Here is a 16,602-nt window from a genome sequence, read left to right as displayed (position 1 = left end):
GTGCCACACTTGATTTATAAAGCAAACTTCGTTGGTAAAACATTATATTAATTCAAAATAAATTCAAGAGAATCATCTCTTTTCGCTGTTAAAAAAAAACAAAAATGGTAGAATTGAAACATGAATGATTTTAATCAAATTTTCAACCTGCAATCATGGCAGGAAATAATTCAGCTGAATATGACCCCTTGGCGACTTTTTATCGCTATTGTCGATATCAGTCTGATTACCTTTTTGATTTATAGCGCTTTGCGGAGTGTGCAAGGGACAAAATTGATGACATTGGTGCGCGGTGTCCTCTTATTTATCATGCTAAAAATCATAAGTGGTTGGCTAGGACTGGGCACATTTGAGTGGCTCTTGAACCAAGTGATTACCTATGGTGTGATAGCCGCCGTTATCGTCTTTCAGCCAGAAATTCGTCGCGGTCTTGAAAGTCTCGGTCGTACCACGAATATTTTCAGTTTTAGCTTATCGGACGACAAGAAAAAACAATCGAGCCATATCAAAGCCTATGAGAAATCATTCGACTACATGAGTGAGCGCAAAATCGGTGCGTTGATTGTCATCGAACAGTCTCAAACCCTTGAAGAATATATCTCGACCGGGATTAAACTGGATGCAGACATTACAGCCGAGTTACTCATTAACATCTTTATCCCCAATACCCCCTTGCATGATGGTGCAGTTATCATTCAAGGCGATAAAATTGCGGTAACGTCAGCCTACTTACCACTGACCGAAAATAGTAAGATTTCTAAAGAATTCGGGACCCGCCACCGTGCGGCGATAGGTATTTCTGAGGTCTCAGACGCCATTACTCTGATTGTTTCGGAAGAAACAGGAGGCCTGTCAATTACCAAAAATGGTGAATTTTACTCAGACCTCTCAAAAAGCGAGTTTCATGACTTTTTGATTAAAAACATAGAAGATACCAATAAAACAAACAAACGAGATAGACTCTTGAAGAAATTAAAGTCAAAGAGAGGTCAATCAAATGAAAAATAAAGATTTCGTATCATCAAAATTTATCTACATACTTGTTAGTCTTTTCTTTGCGATTGTCTTATTTTTCAATGCCAATACGGTGTTACTGAAAAATTCTAACGATAGAACGAATGCGTCAGAAACACATTCAACGACGCTTTATGATGTACCAATTGAACTGAAATATGATCACGATAAATATTTTGTCTCAGGCTTTGACGGCAGTGCCAATGTTTATCTGACATCTTATAATCTCGTTCGACTCAATGCTGAAAAATCATCAGATACGCGTAGTTTTCATCTGGTTGTTGATTTGACGAAGGTTAAAGAGGGAACAGTTGAAGTCCCTGTTAGAGTAGTCGAATTGGCAACAGGTGTCAATGCCCAAGTTGACCCAGGTAACATTTCAGTAACAGTTGAGAAAAAAGCAGAAAAGACTTTTGATATTACCCCAGTCGTTTCTCTTAAATTATTACCAGAAGGCTACCAACTGAAAAATGTCAGCATTGATAAGGACACGGTTAAGGTGACGTCTGGAGCCTCTATTATTACGCAGATTGATAAATTGCAAGCCGTTCTACCTAGTGATGTGATTTTGGACAATGATTACTCTGGTAAAGTATATCTACAAGCTATCGATAAGTCAGGTAAAGTGTTACCAGCAAAATTATCACCAACGTCTGTTAATATGAAAGTGGCTGTTGAATTACCTAACAAAGATGTTCCGATAGTGGGCAAGATAACGGGTAAAAAAGATAATTCCTTCACAAATTATAACTTCAAACTTTCAAAAGATACTGCGAATATTTCGGGTGAGCAGAAATTCATTGATGATGTGTCAAGTATTACAGCTAATATCGACGTGACGAATATTACAAAAGAAACGACAATCAAAGTGCCACTTTCACAAGATAATGTGACGATTTCGCCAAATGTGATTGATGTGATAGTGACACCGGTTAAAAAATAGGTTATAATAGTTATAAAATAAAAAGTAAGTTATAATAGATGTAGCACAAAAAAAGGAAATGAGATAATAAATGGGTAAGTATTTTGGAACTGATGGCGTACGTGGCGAGGCAAATGTTGAGTTAACACCTGAATTAGCCTTTAAACTCGGTCGCTTTGGTGGTTATGTGTTGTCACAGCACGAAATTGGAACACCGAAAGTTTACGTTGCGCGTGATACTCGGATTTCAGGTCAAATGTTAGGCACATCGTTGATTTCAGGGCTTTTGAGCGTTGGGATTGAAGTCTACGACCTTGGTATCATTGCGACACCAGGTGTAGCCTATCTTGTAAAAAAAGATGGTGTATCTGCGGGTGTCATGATTTCTGCCAGCCACAATCCTGCCTTGGATAATGGTATCAAATTCTTTGGAGCAGACGGCTTTAAGTTAGAAGATAGTCAAGAACTCGAAATTGAAGCCTTGTTAGATGCTGAGCGTGACACTTTGCCACGCCCTTCAGCACAAGGACTTGGTATCTTACATGATTATTCTGAAGCAGTTCGGAAATACGATGAATTTTTGAAAAATACTGCAGAAGGTAGTTTTGACGGTTTTAAAATTACCCTTGATACAGCCAATGGTGCGACTTATACTAGCGCTCGTACAGTTTTTAGTGACCTTTCTGCTGACCTCAATGTCATTGGTGAAACACCTGACGGTCTGAACATCAACCTAGGTGTTGGCTCAACCCACCCAGAGAATCTGGCGAAAGCAGTTGTTGAAAATGGTTCAGATTTAGGTTTGGCTTTTGACGGCGACGGTGATCGCTTGATTGCTGTTGATGAAACAGGGGCTATTGTTGATGGTGACAAGATTATGTTCATCGTTGCTAAGCACTTGCATGAGAAGGGCTTATTAGCTCAGGACACAGTCGTGACGACTGTTATGTCTAATCTTGGTTTCCATAAAGCTTTGGAGGCTGCAGGGATTAACAGTGTGATTACAGCTGTTGGTGACCGTTATGTCGTTGAAGAAATGAAGAAAAATGGTCATAACTTTGGTGGTGAGCAGTCAGGTCACATCATTTATCTTGATAATAATACAACAGGTGATGGTCAAGCCTCAGCGATTTTACTTGTAAAAGTTATGCGTGAAACCGGTAAAAAACTATCAGAATTGGCAGCGCAAGTCACAATTTATCCTCAAAAATTAGTCAATGTTCGTGTTGAAAACAGCATGAAATCTAAAGCAATGGAAGTGCCTGAGATTGCGAATATCATTGCTAAAATGGAAGAAAAAATGGCAGGTAATGGCCGTATTCTTGTTCGCCCAAGTGGGACAGAACCTTTATTACGTGTTATGGCAGAAGCGCCAACTGATAAAGAAGTAGATGAGTATGTGGATACGATCGTTGCAGTTGTTCGTGAAGAGATTGGAATTGATTAATCAAGACGTCACCTATAAAATTAAAAATTAAAAATCAAAAATCAGAACCTTTTGTGAGGTTCTTTTTTGTGAACTTGAGTCAGTTACAGAAAAATAATCAAAAAAACACCTGATGGATTAGCCAAATGCTAAACAGTCAGGTGTCTTCAAGTAATTATTTTGCGCGAAGTGCAGCCATTGTGATGTAGTTGTAAGGTTGATTGAAATGTGGCAAGAAGAAGATGTCCAATAGTTTCAATTTATCAATCGTCACGTGCTCTTGGATAGCTAAGCTGAACATATGGATGTTAGCTGAAATATCTTCAGTTGAGGCAAGTTGTGCACCAACGATACGACGTGATGATTTTTCGTAGACAATACGGATTTTAACTGGTGCATTTTCTTTGATGAAACCAGGTTTTTGTAAGTCTTCAAAGTCAGTGTAGTCAACATCAATTTCAGCTTTTTTAGCAGCAGCAACAGAAAGGCCTGTTGACACCATGTTATAGCCGAAGATTGAGATACCGTTACTGCCTTGTACGCCAATAGCGTCAAGTTCCGTACCACCAACGTTATGACCCGCAACGATACCGCTACGAACAGCATTTGTCGCAAGGGCAATATAAGTTGTCGCTTCAAGGGCGTTTGAATAAATTGTCGCACAGTCTCCAACAGCATAGACGCTATCGTCGCTTGTTTTTTGATGATTATCAACAAGGTAAGCACCATTTCGGAAAGTTTCCAAGTGGTCTTTACCTAAATCTGAATTTGCTGTGAAACCAATGGCATTGATAACCATATCCACATCGTAAGTGCCTTTATCTGTAACTAATTGTGTTACGCGTTTATCACCTTTATATTCAGTAGCGAGTTCGCCAAAATGAAGTTCAATCCCGTTTTCTTCAAGATTTTTGTCCATGTTGTGTGTGAATTCAGGGTCGTAGTAAGACGCAAGAGACGTTGGCATGGCATCAAAGAGGAGGACATTTTTACCACGACGTTTAGCAGCTTCTGCGATTTCAACGCCAATATAACCAGCACCGATGACAGCAACAGTTTTGACATCTTCACGTGACATATCGTGGTCAACTTCTTGTCCTTCTTGGAAAAGTTTCAAGAAGTGTAAGCCTTCAAGGTCTTTACCGGGAATATTTGGAATGATTGGTTTACTACCAGTTGCCAAGATTAATTTATCATAGCTTTCTTCAGATTTCTCGCCAGCTTTATTTTCAAAGTAAACGATTTTATTATTAAAATCAATGCTAGTCACACTTGATTCCATGAAGATTTTAGCACCTTTTTTGCGGAAAGCTTCTTCGTTTGTATAAAAGAGGTCTTCATAACCATCGATTTGACGGCCAACCCAAAGTGCTGTACCACAGCCGAGATAGCTGAGGTTAGTATTGCGGTCGATTAAGACAACTTCAGTGCCAGGATAATTGTCAAGGAGTGTATTGGCAGCAGCGATTCCTGCATGGTTTGAACCAATAATAACTGTTTTCATAGGTAGTAGGTTTCCTTTTCTTTTTTAGAGGTGCGCTTGATACGTTAAACATGAGACAGGTACTGAAGTAAGACAAGTGTCTTAAGACAAGTCTGACTAGCTGTATCTATCTGAGTGGCCCCTTTTACTTTTAGCGACATGGCCTGAGATGATTTGGCCGATTGAAGAAGTTTTGTAGCTGTAGCTTAATTAAAAGTATACGCGTTCAAGTCTGAAAACGCAACAAATGTTTTGAAATAGTTTCAGAAAAAATCAAGAAAATCATTCGAAAGCGCATAAGAATACGCTAAGCCTAGTCGATGATAAGTTGGTAGAAACTAAGTAAAATATGTTTCGTTTTGTACTTAACTGCGTCTAATCGTTTCACCTCCGTTTTGAATCGATAATTTTAAAAATGTGTGCTTTTTTTATAAACACGCAAGTATTAATAATACCACACTTATTATAAACCAAAAAGAAAGCGATTGCAAAAATAGTGTATCGGAAATTTAAAAAGATTGAAAAAAAGATAGCAAACTTGACGCTATCTTTTTTTCAATCTTTACTCAGTCTGTATCAACTTATTTGTAACTCAACGTTTTTGTCGTCTTGCAAATTCAGTGAATCGAAACTTATCAACTTGATGTCGGCTATCCGTATATTGAAAAACACTGGCATCATTGAGAAAAACATGGCTTTTGACGCTGACAATGTGGCGGTCTAGCTGATTGAGATCTAGAAGTTGTCGATCTTCGTCATTGATAAAATCGATGGTGATTTCTTTTTGGGCGAAGGAAATTTCTATTTTCAGCTGTTTTTCAAGGTAGTCGTAGAGGGAGAAGGCAACATCTGCTTTGCTCATATCAGGACAAATGTCGTGTTTGACAAAATCGTGGTCAAGGACGACTGCCTCGCCGTCAATTTTACGAACGCGAATGATATGCCAGACGGGAATACCTGGCTCGAAAAGTGTACGAGCAGCAAGTTCACTATCGACAGTGATTTTCTCAAATTTAATGACCTCAGTGACACTTTGAAAGCCGAGGGAGTCTTGCAACTCCTTGTAGCTAGTTAAGCCAGAAATCGGAAAATTAAGTTTACTTGAGGCGATGACGACAGAACCGCGTCCTTTTTGTTTTTGGATTAAGCCTTTTTCTTCCAAAATTTGAAGGGATTGTCGGATTGTTGCACGACTGGCATCATAGATTTTGACGAGTTCATTTTCACTTGGTAGCAGGTCATTTTCCTGATACGTTTTATTTTTTATTTTATATTCTAAGTCATGTAGAATCAGTTCATATTTTTTCATATCTTTATTTTACCAAAATTCAGAGCAAAATATGTTAAAATGAAAGGGAAACGTTTGCAAGCTATCTAAAACAAACAGAATTTTAAGAAACACTAGAGTAGCGCAGAAAGACTTTGAGCGGACGAAGGTCGCGAATGACCCAGCTTGGGCGGAACGCTAGTGTAGGTCAAGTTTCAAGCTTTCATTTTAATGAAAGAGCAGAAAGGGAAGAAAAATGATTCAACTTATTGCATCAGATATGGATGGCACGTTGCTTAATGCTGAGATGGAAATTTCAGAGGAAAATGTTGCGGCGATTAAAAAAGTACAGGCAGCAGGGTTAGAGTTTGTTGTGGCAACTGGGCGTTCAATTGAAGAGGCGCAACCAATCTTGGAGTCAGCTGGAATTAAATGCCGCTACATTACGTCAAATGGAGCGCAAATTTTTGATGAAAATGGTCAAAATATCTTTACTGTTGGGATTGAAAAGGAAAAGCTTGCCTTAGCCTTGCCTATTTTGCGTCGCCATGATATTTATTTTGAACTTTTTACGGATAAGGGTGGCTTTACTGAAAATATTGATGACCGAATTGCCAGTGTGGCACATTGGCTGAAAAGCACGTCGCCTAATTTGTCTGAGGCTGAGGCTTTTGAAGTCGCTAAAAGCCATATGGCGACGTTACCAATTAATTTTGTAGCTGATTTCAAAGAGGTTCTGGATAATCCTGAAGTAACAGTTTTGAAAATATTTGCGATGGGACAAATTGATGATCCAGCTTTATTATTAGCTAAGGAAGAATTGTCACAGATTCCAAATTTGGCGGTGACATCATCTGGTGCTAATAATATTGAAGTTAACCATGAGGCGGCGCAAAAAGGGCAATCCCTCCAAAAAGTGACAGAGCTATTAAGCCTTCCCTTGTCAAAAGTCGCAGCACTTGGTGATAATTTTAACGACATGAGCATGATTGAGGCAGCGGGTGTTGGGATCGCAATGGCTAACGCTGAAGAAGAGGTCAAAGCGATTGCTAAGTACACGACTGTGACGAACATTGAGAATGGTGTGGCGCATGCAGTTGAGCGTATTTTAGCAGGCGAGTGGCAATAAGAGATAATAAGTGAGATGAAAAACGTGAGTAGCGTTTTTTTTGGTATCTAAATGAGAGCGCTATCACATGGTGGGAGACTTTTCGGCTTTTTTTCGTTATAATAATAGTGACATAGAAGATAGACGATGTGTATAGAAAATATAGGTAAAGCAAGATGACAAAAATAAGCGATGTTGCTGAAAAAACAGGCTATTCGATTACGACCATTTCAAGGGCAATTAATGACCACCCTTATGTTTCAGATAAGACTAAAAAGAAAATCTTTGACGCTATGAAGGAGTTAGATTATTATCCCAATAACGTTGCCCAACAGCTGAGAGGCAAAGGGACAAAGTTGATAGGTGTGATTATCTCCTTTGTGACCAATCCTTTTTTTACTTACTTGGTTGATGCGATTGAAAAAGCGCCTTATCAGGTCGGTTACCAAATTGTTATTTTGCAGACATTGGAAGAACCTGAGCGTGAGAAAAAATTTATTGAGATGCTGAAAAAACGTCAGCTAGATGGCTTAATCATGACTAGTCTTGATGACGATAGTCCGGAAGTCTTAAAACTCATTGAGGCAGGAAAAATCGTTGTCTGCAATCGCTATCTGGGTGAGCAAAATATCCCACTGATTCATGTTGACGAAAAAAAGGCGACCTATGAGGCGACCTATTATTTACTCTCGAAAGGTCATCGGAAAATTGGCTATGTGACAGGTAACAGAGGGAGTATGTTGACTGTGGACCCACGTTATGAAGGGTATGTACAAGCTCTGAAAGAGTTTGGTATTGAACTAAATTCAGATTGTGTCTTTCCGAGACGGTTAACGATTAGCGACGGAAAAAGTACCTTGACAGACGTCTTAGCCCTAGGCGAGGAGCGACCGGACGCGCTTTTAGTCATCAGCGATGAGGTTGCCTCAGGAATTTTAAGCCAATGTCATCTATTGAATATTAAAGTACCGGAAACTCTAGCGATAATTGGCTTTGACGACCAACCTATTGCAGAGGCACTGTACCCAGGATTGACAACTGTTAGGCAACCGATAAAAGAAATGGGTGAATATGTGGCGGCGCTTATAATTGCTAATATTGAACACCGTGAACAACCGGAAAGGCCAGAGTTAAACACAAAATTAATTATCAGAGGAACAGCTTGAGACTTTCAGCTGTTTTTTTTAGAATCGGATATGAAAACGTTTATCACAATAATGGTTTTATTTGTCTTTAATAAATAATTTGAAACAAAAGTATAAACAGTAAAGCTAAGATGCTATCGTTTTAAAAGATATTTTAAATAATAAATATTGATTATTTAATGATATTAAATGGCAAAATATGATGACAATAATGCGAGATAGTGCTATTTAATATAATATTTGCATTATTTAACCTATGAAATAGAGATATAAATATACAATCTTTATTTTTTGATCTGATTTTTGCTCGTGAATAAAATTTATGAAAAGGGTTGACATAAAAATGGAAGTATAGTAAAATTCATCTATAAAAAAATGAAAGCGCTTTCAAAATAGGACAGAGAGGAGATTCAGAACCAGTTTTCAGGATTTTAAACGAAAGTTCAATTCTAACTTAGCTAGCAGGATAGAAATGAAACAAGGATAAAATCTGGTGGTTTATGAAAACGGTTGACAGAAAAGTTTAGATGTAATATTTGTGATAATTACGATTCGTATTTTTAAGGAGAATTAGAATGAAAAAATGGCAAAAGTTAGGTTTAGGTTTGCTGACTGTGGCAGCAGTAACGTCATTGGCAGCATGTGGCAATGCAGGTTCAAAAAGTGGTGGAGATGATTTCCTATATGTCTTTAATGGCAAGGGAGAAATCGCTGACCCACTCAAAAAAGTCGTAGAAGAGTACGGTAAAGAAAACAATATTAAGGTTAAGACCTATACTTTATCTGTTGGCACAACCAATGGTAATGAAGTTCAAACGACAGAGTTTAGCTCTAAAACACCACCAACTATCTTCTCATCAGGTACACTCACTAACTGGGGACCTGACTCGGGAGATTATATGCAAGATATCAATAAAATTGATAATGCTAAACTTAAAAAATTGGCAGATGAGATTCCTGCAGCCCAACGTTTAACAGCTAAGAATGGTGAAAACTTCGGATTACCTTATAATATTGAAGGTTACGGTTATCAAGTTGATAAAAATGTCTTGAAGGATTTGTTTGACGGAGACACCTATGCCTTATTAGCTGACTTAAAAGCTGAACCTGATTATACGTCATGGCAAACTTTTGTCAAAGCAGTTGATACTTATATCAAAGACGGTACAGTCTCTCCTGTAACTGTTAATGGTCATACCTATACTTTTGCAGCTGAGAAAAAAGGCTTGGCTAAAGAATTAAATGGCGTTTTCGTTGAATCTGGTGCTGAACTATGGACTTACCAAAACCACTGGGTATCATTCCCACTCAATACAGTCTTTGAAAATGTATCTGCAGCCTACTATGCCAAAGGTGATGAAGGCATTAAGGATGCAAAAGCAGCACTCAAATCTAAAATCAAAGGACTTGACTTTGAATATTCTTACATGGCTGGTAAAAATGGTGCCGTTAAACGTGGTCCAGACTTCATTGATAGTGCTACGGGGAGCTATGATGCATCACTCGCAAACTTTGTCGCACATAAAGGTTTATTCTTAAAACAAGGAAACTGGATTTATCCGAACCTTTTAAAACTTGATAAAGGCATTATTGACACGATGGATTTGATTCCAGTAAAATGGCCAGTCCAAGATAGTGACATCAAAATCAAAGACCGAGATGCGAAACTTTTTAATACGACAATTCCAGCCTTTGTACCAAATTACTTTATCATCAATAAACAAGCAAGCAAAAAACAACAAGAGATTGCAGCTGACTTCCTCGCTTGGCTTTATACGTCTGACTGTGGTAAAAAATTCCTCAAAGAAGAGGCTGGCTTTATCATGTATAACGATTTGAAAGACACGACATCGCCAAATAAACTTAATAATGCAGTTGCAGCCTATGTCGCAGCAGGTCCGACACTTGGCAATCCATTTGATGGCACACCAGGTTCATTCAATGATACCATTGGTGATTTCTTGAAGAAAAACTACATGACGAAAGAAAAATGGACTGAAAAAGACTACGACGATTATGTCGATAAATCAGTTAAAACTTGGGTGGACTTCAAGGAACAAAGTGGTCAATAATTAAATGTTACTGCTAAAGCAGTCTTGACTACCCGTATTGTCTAACACAGTACGGGTGTTCAAGTTTATCAGCCTTATCAGCTTATCTTTCGCATCTTCTAGTGATGTTCGAACTGAATCAAGGAGAGTTTAATGTCAAAATTATATAAAAAATGGTTCTTTCCATTTGTTTTGCCTGCCTTTGCCGTCTTTCTGATTGTTGTTTTAATTCCTTTCATAATCGGAATTTTCTACTCATTTACAGGCTGGCGTGGCTCGTTCTTTATGGGACCAAATGGTCGGACGACCAATCCCTTTGAGGCCTTTCTTGGCTTGAAAAACTATATCGCAGCTTTCAAACAAGAATCCTTTCGCTCAGCCTTCTTGTTCTCGGTGAAATTTACGGTACTTGCAGTAATTGCAGTCAATGTTGTTGCCTTGGCACAAGCGCTCTTGGTGAATGCTATTGGGAAGGCTGTCGGAATCTTTCGAGCAACCTTTTTCCTACCGAATTTATTAGGGGGGCTATCTTTAGGGTTCATCTGGTTGTTTATCTTTAACAACATTTTAACAAAGGTTTTGTTTGGTAAAGAAGGGGTGATTCCGATTAAGTTCTTAACTTATATGACGGATAAAGACCCCAACAAACTCATGTTTGCGATTTTAATCATGGCAGTTTGGCAGATGTCGGGTTATATGATGGTCATTTACACGACGGGTCTTGCTAACATTTCGGATGATTATTATGAGGCAGCATCAATTGATGGTGCCAATGCCTTTCAAAAATTCTTTAAAATTACCATTCCAATGCTCATGCCGAGTTTTACCATTGTTTTCTTCCTCGTCTTATCTAGATGTTTCATGTTGTTGGACCAAAATATTGCGCTGACGAATAACGCACCGCAAGGTTACCGAATGTTAGCGGCACAAGTTTTGAAAGTGACCAATGATACCAATGGTAATTACGGGATTGCCCAAGCAGAGGCCGTGATATTCTTCCTTGTTGTGGCAGCAATTTCAATTACGCAAACCGTAATTTTGAAAGGTAAAGAGGTGGAAATGCAATGAACAATTCAGTACAAACAACCGGACAAAAGCTTGGCAAAGTTGTCATGTTTATCATCTTATTAATCATGGGTTTGGTGACGATTTTCCCAATTGCCTTCATGTTCATGAACTCTTTCAAATCTCAGGCTGAGATTGTTGATTCACCGTTGGCTTTACCAAAAGAGATTACTTTTAAGTATATCTCACATGCTATGACTGAAATCAAGCTTGTACCTTCTATTTTATTGACTGTCCTGATTACAGTTCTTGCTGTTGGCTTTATTGTCATTCTATCTTCAAGTGCTGCTTGGATGATGGTGCGTGTGAAAAGTAAATTTGCCATGTTTGTGCTCTTGCTTTTCACCTCATCAATGCTGATTCCCTTTCAAGCAGTGATGTATCCACTCATTGCCATGTTTGAAAATGTTGGTTTGAAAAATGTGCCAGGCTTGATTATCATGTATGGTGGTTTTGGTCTAGCTATGTCAACTTTTTTATATCATGGGTTTATGAAGAGTGTGCCGGCCTCATTAGAAGAGGCTGCCATTATAGATGGTGCGAGTGTTTTCCAAGTTTACTTTAAAATTGTCATGCCTCTTGTCAAACCGACAACAGTAACAGTCATTATCCTCAATGCCATGTGGGTCTGGAATGACTATCTCCTACCTTTCCTAGTTTTAGGGGATTCAGAAAATAAAACCTTAACGCTAGCCCTTTACTACGCTAAAATGAAAGATGGTCCTTATTCAGTGCCTTGGGATTTGATGTTCCCAGCAGTCCTGATTACTGTTATCCCAGTTATCATTCTCTTCCTATTCTTGCAAAAACAAATTATCAAAGGAATGGCAGATGGTGCTGTGAAGTAAACAACAAGTGATAAGTTGGAGAAAAAATGAGTCATTATATCGAGTTGGTGAAATTTGACAGTCCTGTCAATCTGAAAATTTTTAAAAACGAAAACACCTTAGCTAGTTTTCCGCATTTTCATAAGGAAGTCGAAATCATCTATGTCAAAAAAGGTTGTGTCAATATTGCCTATCAAAATGAGATGATGGTCCTAGATGAATCAGAGATAATTATTTTTCCGAGTGGTGCGACGCATGCCTTCTTATCTTCACCAGATAGTGTGCGCTATGTCTATCAGTTTGATTTAGCGATATTCGATGAAAAATTACTGGGCGTTAGTCAACTTGAGTTGATACAGTTATTTGACCATGCGCAAGTTGACAGCAAAAATTGGTCAGATGAGTTGGTGCAGACTGTGTCTGATTTACTAGATAAATTGTTTCAAACAACGCTAGTGCCAACGATTTCTATTCACTATTTGCAACTTGGTTATTTGATTCAGCTTATGGGGATTTTTTTAGAACAACTGCCTCAAGAAACAACTGAGAAAATAGCAGGTCACCATGCTGAGCTAAAATATAAAGAAGATTTGGTCCTACTGAATCAAATTTTCAGCTATATTGAGACGCATTTTCAAGAGGATATTACGCTTGATGCGATTAGCGCTTTAGTGGGATTTAGTCCTTATTATTTCACGCGCTTTTTCAAGAAACATATCGGTCAAACTTTCATTCAATTTCTTAGTGATTATCGTTTGGAGCAGACGAGATATATTTGAGTCAAGAACGGTTGCCTATGGTTGCAGTGGCTGAGAAGTCTGGTTTTTCAAGCGTTAAAACCTTTCATCACGTTTTTAAAAAGTCACAGGGTATATCCCCTTTACAATATCAAAAGCATATCAACGACCAATGAGTCCAGACACATGCCGAAGGCTATTAAGAGAAAAATGAGCGCAAAATCTGGGAACTTTTGGTTAGGGAATTGGGAAGTATTCGATAGGAAATTTTACTAAAATAAAGGTATCAAATGAAATATTAATACAAATTATTTGGAGGTTATCATGGTTTTAAAAGTTGGGATTATTGGTTGTGGTGGGATTGCGAATGGCAAGCATTTGCCAGCGCTTGCGCAGGTAGAATCTGTTGAATTAGTTGCTTTTTGCGACTTAGAGATTGCGCGTGCAGAAAAGGCAAAACAGACATACGGGACAGCGGATGCGGTAGTTTTCACTGACTATCAGGAGTTGTTAAAACTTGACTTAGATGCTGTACATGTTTTAACCCCTAATTCTTCACACGCACCACTCACGATTGCGGCGCTTGAGGCTGGTTGTCATGTCATGTGTGAAAAGCCAATGGCGAAAACGTCTGAAGAGGCTAAAGCCATGATTGCAGCAGCTGAAAAGACGGGTAAAAAACTTACAATTGGCTATCAAAATCGTTTCAGAACGGATTCAGAATATTTGTATACAGTCTGCGAGGCGGGTGAACTAGGTGAAGTCTACACCGCGAAAGCGCACGCCATTCGCCGTCGTGCTGTGCCGACTTGGGGTGTTTTCCTTGACGAAGAGGCACAAGGTGGCGGTCCGCTCATTGATATCGGCACCCACGCGCTTGATTTGACACTCTGGATGATGGATAATTACAAACCCAAGTATGTCGTCGGCAATGCCTACCATAAATTATCGAGTACGAAAAACGCAGCCAATGCTTGGGGGCCTTGGGATCCTGAGAAGTTCACCGTCGAAGATTCAGCCATTGGTTTTGTCATCATGGAAAATGGCGCGACGATTTATCTGGAATCGAGTTGGGCAATCAATTCGCTGGACGTCAAAGAGGCAAAAACAACCCTCATGGGTACAAAAGCAGGGGCCGACATGAATAATGGCTTGTCAATTAATGGCGAGGATCACGGCTTACTTTACGAGAAAAAGGTCGAGTTGGAAACAGGAGGCGTTGATTTTTATGATGGTGCAGGGGACGACCCCGCTTTAAAAGAAGCGGAGAGTTGGTATGCAGCGGTGATGAATGATACAGAGCCACTGGTGAAACCCGAACAAGCCTTAGTCGTGACGCAAATCCTAGAAGGTATTTACCAGTCTGCTAAAACGGGAGAACCTGTTTATTTATAAGACACTAGTTTTCAAGATTTAAATTTGAGGAGAAAACCAATGAAATTAGGCGTATTTACACCATTATTTAACAATTTAACATTTGACGAGATGATTGCTGAGGTTGCCTCTAAAGGCTTGCAAACGGTCGAAATCGGAACTGGCGGTAGTCCAGGCAATGCGCATTTAGATATTGATAAACTCTTGGCATCTAGTGATGAGCGCAGAGAATACCTAGATAAATTATCAGATAAAAATCTGGAAATATCAGCTCTCTCTTGTCATAATAACCCGATTTCACCGCTCGCAAATGTTGCCAAAGAGGCAGATGAGCTCTTGCATAAAACAATCAAGCTAGCCAGTCTAATGAATGTACCTGTAGTCAATGGATTCTCAGGTGTTGCAGGTGGTAATGCGACAGATACACAAGTCAACTGGCCGGTGCTGCCTTGGCCGACAGAATATGATGATTCCTACAACTATCAATGGGAAAAGAAATTGATTCCTTATTGGCAAGGTATTAACACGGATGCGGCTGCTGCTGGTGTTAAAATCGGGATTGAGTTACACGGTGGTTTCTTGGCGCATACACCCTATACCATGTTGCGCTTGCGAGACGCTGCTGGTGATGCTATCGGATGTAATCTCGACCCTAGTCATTTATGGTGGCAGGGGATTGATCCTGTCGACGCTATCAAAATTCTAGGTGAAAAAAATGCCATCCACCATTTTCATGCGAAAGATACGTATTTGAATCAGGATAATATTAATATGCACGGTCTGACGGATATGCAGCCTTATGATAATGTGGCAACGCGGGCTTGGACTTTCCGCTCGGTTGGCTGTGGGCATGATTTGAAGGTTTGGTCTGATATTGTGTCGGCTTTGCGGATTTATGGGTATGACTATGTGTTGAGTATTGAGCATGAGGATCCGATTATGTCGATTGATGAGGGGCTTAATCGGGCGATTACGAATTTGCGCTCGGTTATGATTCATGACCAGCCTGCAAATCCGTGGTGGTTGTGAGGTCGTCTTGTTAGTTTGAGAAGGGGTAAGAAAATGACAGCTATTAATATTGTGATTATTGGCTATGGAGGCATGGGTAGCTATCATCAAAAGGAATTGATGCCGCATGAGTTGGTTAATGTGATTGGGGTTTATGATATTGCTCAGAAGGCGCAGGATAAGGCGCGTGAGGCTGGCTTGACGGTTTATGATAGTCTTGAGCAGGTTTTAAAGGATGCGTCAGTTGAAGCGGTCTTGATTGCCACGCCAAATGATGTGCATAAGGCTTTGTCGATTGCTGCGCTACGTGCCGGCAAACAAGTGATTTGTGAAAAGCCTGTTGCTATGAATGTTGGAGAATTGGATGATATTCTAGCAGTTGCGGCTGAGACTGGTAATACCTTCATGGTGCATCAAAATAGGCGTTGGGACCCTGATTTTCTAGTCATTCGTGAGTTGTACCAAAATGGTCAGATTGGCGATTTGTTCCAAATTGAGTCTCGTGTTCAGGGTGCCAATGGGATTCCAGGTGACTGGCGAGAACAAGCTGAGCATGGTGGTGGTATGTTGCTGGACTGGGGTGTTCATCTGATTGACCAAATTTTGTGGTTGATTGATAATCCGGTTAAAAGCATGGCGGCTGATTTTTCTTACGTACTCGGACAGGAGGTTGATGATGGGTTCATTCTCTATCTAACATTTGAGAATGGCATACGTAGCCTAATTGAAGTTGGGACGACGAATTACAGTCAATTGCCACGGTGGTATGTCAAGGGACTCAATGGTGCTGCTAAAATTGATAATTGGGACTTGTCAGGTGAAATCGTTGTGGCGACTAATCAGGCAGACCTTGTAGCACCAGCACCAATTAAGGCGGGTGTTGGGTTGACGAAAACGATGGCACCACCGTCAGAGGAGGCGACGAAAAAAGTGGCAATCACTGAAGTCTTGCCAGAGTTTCCGTCATTTTACCAAAACTTTTATGATGTGCTTAGAAATGGTGCAGCACCTATTGTCAAAAATGATGAAGTGCGAAAGGTGTTAAGTCTGATTGACAGTGTATTTGACTTGGTTAAGTCGTAGTTTAGAAGGATGACCGTGAGGTTGTCTTTTTTCTTTGGCATTTTTTTTGAAAAAAATTTAAAAAAAGTTAAAGAAAACGCTTGCAAATATTT

Annotated in this window: 15 protein-coding genes; 13 read left to right on the top strand and 2 right to left on the bottom strand. The window is 39.5% G+C overall.

All coding sequences use genetic code 11. The features are described from left to right. Positions 1-120: 120 nt before the first annotated feature. From cdaA to glmM, 3 genes are all read left to right on the top strand, one after another. Entirely contained in the window at positions 121-1,008 is an 888-nt protein-coding gene (gene cdaA, locus HZR21_RS05080; protein WP_180746723.1) for a diadenylate cyclase CdaA, read from the top strand. Continuing rightward, positions 998-1,957, top strand: coding sequence for a CdaR family protein (locus tag HZR21_RS05075; protein WP_180746722.1), 960 nt, complete (start codon positions 998-1,000; stop codon positions 1,955-1,957). The genes cdaA and HZR21_RS05075 overlap by 11 nt, the downstream gene beginning before the upstream one ends. Before the next feature lie 70 nt (positions 1,958-2,027). Then, the gene (gene glmM / locus HZR21_RS05070; protein WP_180746721.1) at positions 2,028-3,383 is read left to right on the top strand and encodes a phosphoglucosamine mutase; all 1,356 of its coding nucleotides are present in this window, start codon (positions 2,028-2,030) and stop codon (positions 3,381-3,383) included. A gap of 154 nt (positions 3,384-3,537) precedes the next feature. Here the strand turns inward: glmM and nox are convergent, their stop codons facing one another. Both nox and treR read right to left on the bottom strand, forming a co-directional pair. Further along, entirely contained in the window at positions 3,538-4,866 is a 1,329-nt protein-coding gene (gene nox / locus HZR21_RS05065; RefSeq protein WP_180746720.1) for a H2O-forming NADH oxidase, read from the bottom strand. A 571-nt stretch (positions 4,867-5,437) separates the two neighbouring features. Beyond that, positions 5,438-6,154: a trehalose operon repressor gene (treR, locus tag HZR21_RS05060; protein WP_180746719.1), complete on the bottom strand. Its 717-nt coding sequence runs from the start codon at positions 6,152-6,154 to the stop codon at positions 5,438-5,440. 214 nt (positions 6,155-6,368) lie between these two features. Between treR and HZR21_RS05055 the strand changes: the two genes are divergently transcribed. The 10 genes from HZR21_RS05055 (at position 6,369) to HZR21_RS05010 (ending at position 16,510) form a co-directional block, all read left to right on the top strand. Beyond that, positions 6,369-7,241: a Cof-type HAD-IIB family hydrolase gene (locus HZR21_RS05055; RefSeq protein ID WP_180746718.1), complete on the top strand. Its 873-nt coding sequence runs from the start codon at positions 6,369-6,371 to the stop codon at positions 7,239-7,241. A 155-nt stretch (positions 7,242-7,396) separates the two neighbouring features. Further along, positions 7,397-8,386, top strand: a complete 990-nt coding sequence (locus tag HZR21_RS05050) for a LacI family DNA-binding transcriptional regulator (protein ID WP_180746717.1) — start codon at positions 7,397-7,399, stop codon at positions 8,384-8,386. 554 nt (positions 8,387-8,940) lie between these two features. Beyond that, on the top strand, positions 8,941-10,437 hold the full coding sequence (locus HZR21_RS05045) for an ABC transporter substrate-binding protein (RefSeq protein WP_180746716.1): 1,497 nt from the start codon (positions 8,941-8,943) through the stop codon (positions 10,435-10,437). A 132-nt stretch (positions 10,438-10,569) separates the two neighbouring features. Further along, the gene (locus HZR21_RS05040; RefSeq protein WP_180746715.1) at positions 10,570-11,484 is read left to right on the top strand and encodes a carbohydrate ABC transporter permease; all 915 of its coding nucleotides are present in this window, start codon (positions 10,570-10,572) and stop codon (positions 11,482-11,484) included. Then, on the top strand, positions 11,481-12,329 hold the full coding sequence (locus tag HZR21_RS05035; protein ID WP_031366731.1) for a carbohydrate ABC transporter permease: 849 nt from the start codon (positions 11,481-11,483) through the stop codon (positions 12,327-12,329). The genes HZR21_RS05040 and HZR21_RS05035 overlap by 4 nt, the downstream gene beginning before the upstream one ends. A gap of 26 nt (positions 12,330-12,355) precedes the next feature. Next, a complete protein-coding gene (locus tag HZR21_RS05030; protein WP_180746714.1) occupies positions 12,356-13,087 on the top strand; it encodes a helix-turn-helix domain-containing protein in 732 nt (243 codons plus the stop codon). A gap of 17 nt (positions 13,088-13,104) precedes the next feature. After that, positions 13,105-13,221 (top strand): AraC family transcriptional regulator, encoded by a 117-nt coding sequence (locus HZR21_RS12145; RefSeq protein ID WP_374940019.1) that lies wholly within the window; start codon positions 13,105-13,107, stop codon positions 13,219-13,221. A gap of 148 nt (positions 13,222-13,369) precedes the next feature. Then, complete coding sequence (locus HZR21_RS05020) at positions 13,370-14,440, top strand: Gfo/Idh/MocA family protein (protein WP_180746712.1); 1,071 nt, start codon at positions 13,370-13,372, stop codon at positions 14,438-14,440. 39 nt (positions 14,441-14,479) lie between these two features. Beyond that, positions 14,480-15,448, top strand: coding sequence for a sugar phosphate isomerase/epimerase family protein (locus HZR21_RS05015; protein WP_180746711.1), 969 nt, complete (start codon positions 14,480-14,482; stop codon positions 15,446-15,448). 33 nt (positions 15,449-15,481) lie between these two features. Further along, positions 15,482-16,510, top strand: a complete 1,029-nt coding sequence (locus tag HZR21_RS05010) for a Gfo/Idh/MocA family protein (RefSeq protein WP_180746710.1) — start codon at positions 15,482-15,484, stop codon at positions 16,508-16,510. Positions 16,511-16,602: the final 92 nt, after the last annotated feature.

This window comes from Pseudolactococcus laudensis (genome assembly GCF_013449735.1).
GTDB classification, from domain to species: Bacteria; Bacillota; Bacilli; order Lactobacillales; family Streptococcaceae; genus Pseudolactococcus; species Pseudolactococcus laudensis.
The sequence above is the reverse complement of the archived record's forward strand: the minus strand, read 5'-3'. Positions and strand labels throughout refer to the sequence as shown.

What these genes read in the sequence shown, in the direction of transcription:
- HZR21_RS05020 (WP_180746712.1), top strand. Translation starts at nt 13,370, where the DNA reads ATGGTTTTAAAAGTTGGGATTATTGGTTGTGGTGGGATTGCGAATGGC.
- nox (WP_180746720.1), bottom strand. Translation starts at nt 4,866, where the DNA reads ATGAAAACAGTTATTATTGGTTCAAACCATGCAGGAATCGCTGCTGCC.
- cdaA (WP_180746723.1), top strand. Translation starts at nt 121, where the DNA reads ATGAATGATTTTAATCAAATTTTCAACCTGCAATCATGGCAGGAAATA.
- HZR21_RS05075 (WP_180746722.1), top strand. Translation starts at nt 998, where the DNA reads ATGAAAAATAAAGATTTCGTATCATCAAAATTTATCTACATACTTGTT.
- HZR21_RS05030 (WP_180746714.1), top strand. Translation starts at nt 12,356, where the DNA reads ATGAGTCATTATATCGAGTTGGTGAAATTTGACAGTCCTGTCAATCTG.
- HZR21_RS05045 (WP_180746716.1), top strand. Translation starts at nt 8,941, where the DNA reads ATGAAAAAATGGCAAAAGTTAGGTTTAGGTTTGCTGACTGTGGCAGCA.
- HZR21_RS05050 (WP_180746717.1), top strand. Translation starts at nt 7,397, where the DNA reads ATGACAAAAATAAGCGATGTTGCTGAAAAAACAGGCTATTCGATTACG.
- HZR21_RS12145 (WP_374940019.1), top strand. Translation starts at nt 13,105, where the DNA reads ATGGTTGCAGTGGCTGAGAAGTCTGGTTTTTCAAGCGTTAAAACCTTT.
- HZR21_RS05035 (WP_031366731.1), top strand. Translation starts at nt 11,481, where the DNA reads ATGAACAATTCAGTACAAACAACCGGACAAAAGCTTGGCAAAGTTGTC.
- glmM (WP_180746721.1), top strand. Translation starts at nt 2,028, where the DNA reads ATGGGTAAGTATTTTGGAACTGATGGCGTACGTGGCGAGGCAAATGTT.
- HZR21_RS05010 (WP_180746710.1), top strand. Translation starts at nt 15,482, where the DNA reads ATGACAGCTATTAATATTGTGATTATTGGCTATGGAGGCATGGGTAGC.
- treR (WP_180746719.1), bottom strand. Translation starts at nt 6,154, where the DNA reads ATGAAAAAATATGAACTGATTCTACATGACTTAGAATATAAAATAAAA.
- HZR21_RS05055 (WP_180746718.1), top strand. Translation starts at nt 6,369, where the DNA reads ATGATTCAACTTATTGCATCAGATATGGATGGCACGTTGCTTAATGCT.
- HZR21_RS05040 (WP_180746715.1), top strand. Translation starts at nt 10,570, where the DNA reads ATGTCAAAATTATATAAAAAATGGTTCTTTCCATTTGTTTTGCCTGCC.
- HZR21_RS05015 (WP_180746711.1), top strand. Translation starts at nt 14,480, where the DNA reads ATGAAATTAGGCGTATTTACACCATTATTTAACAATTTAACATTTGAC.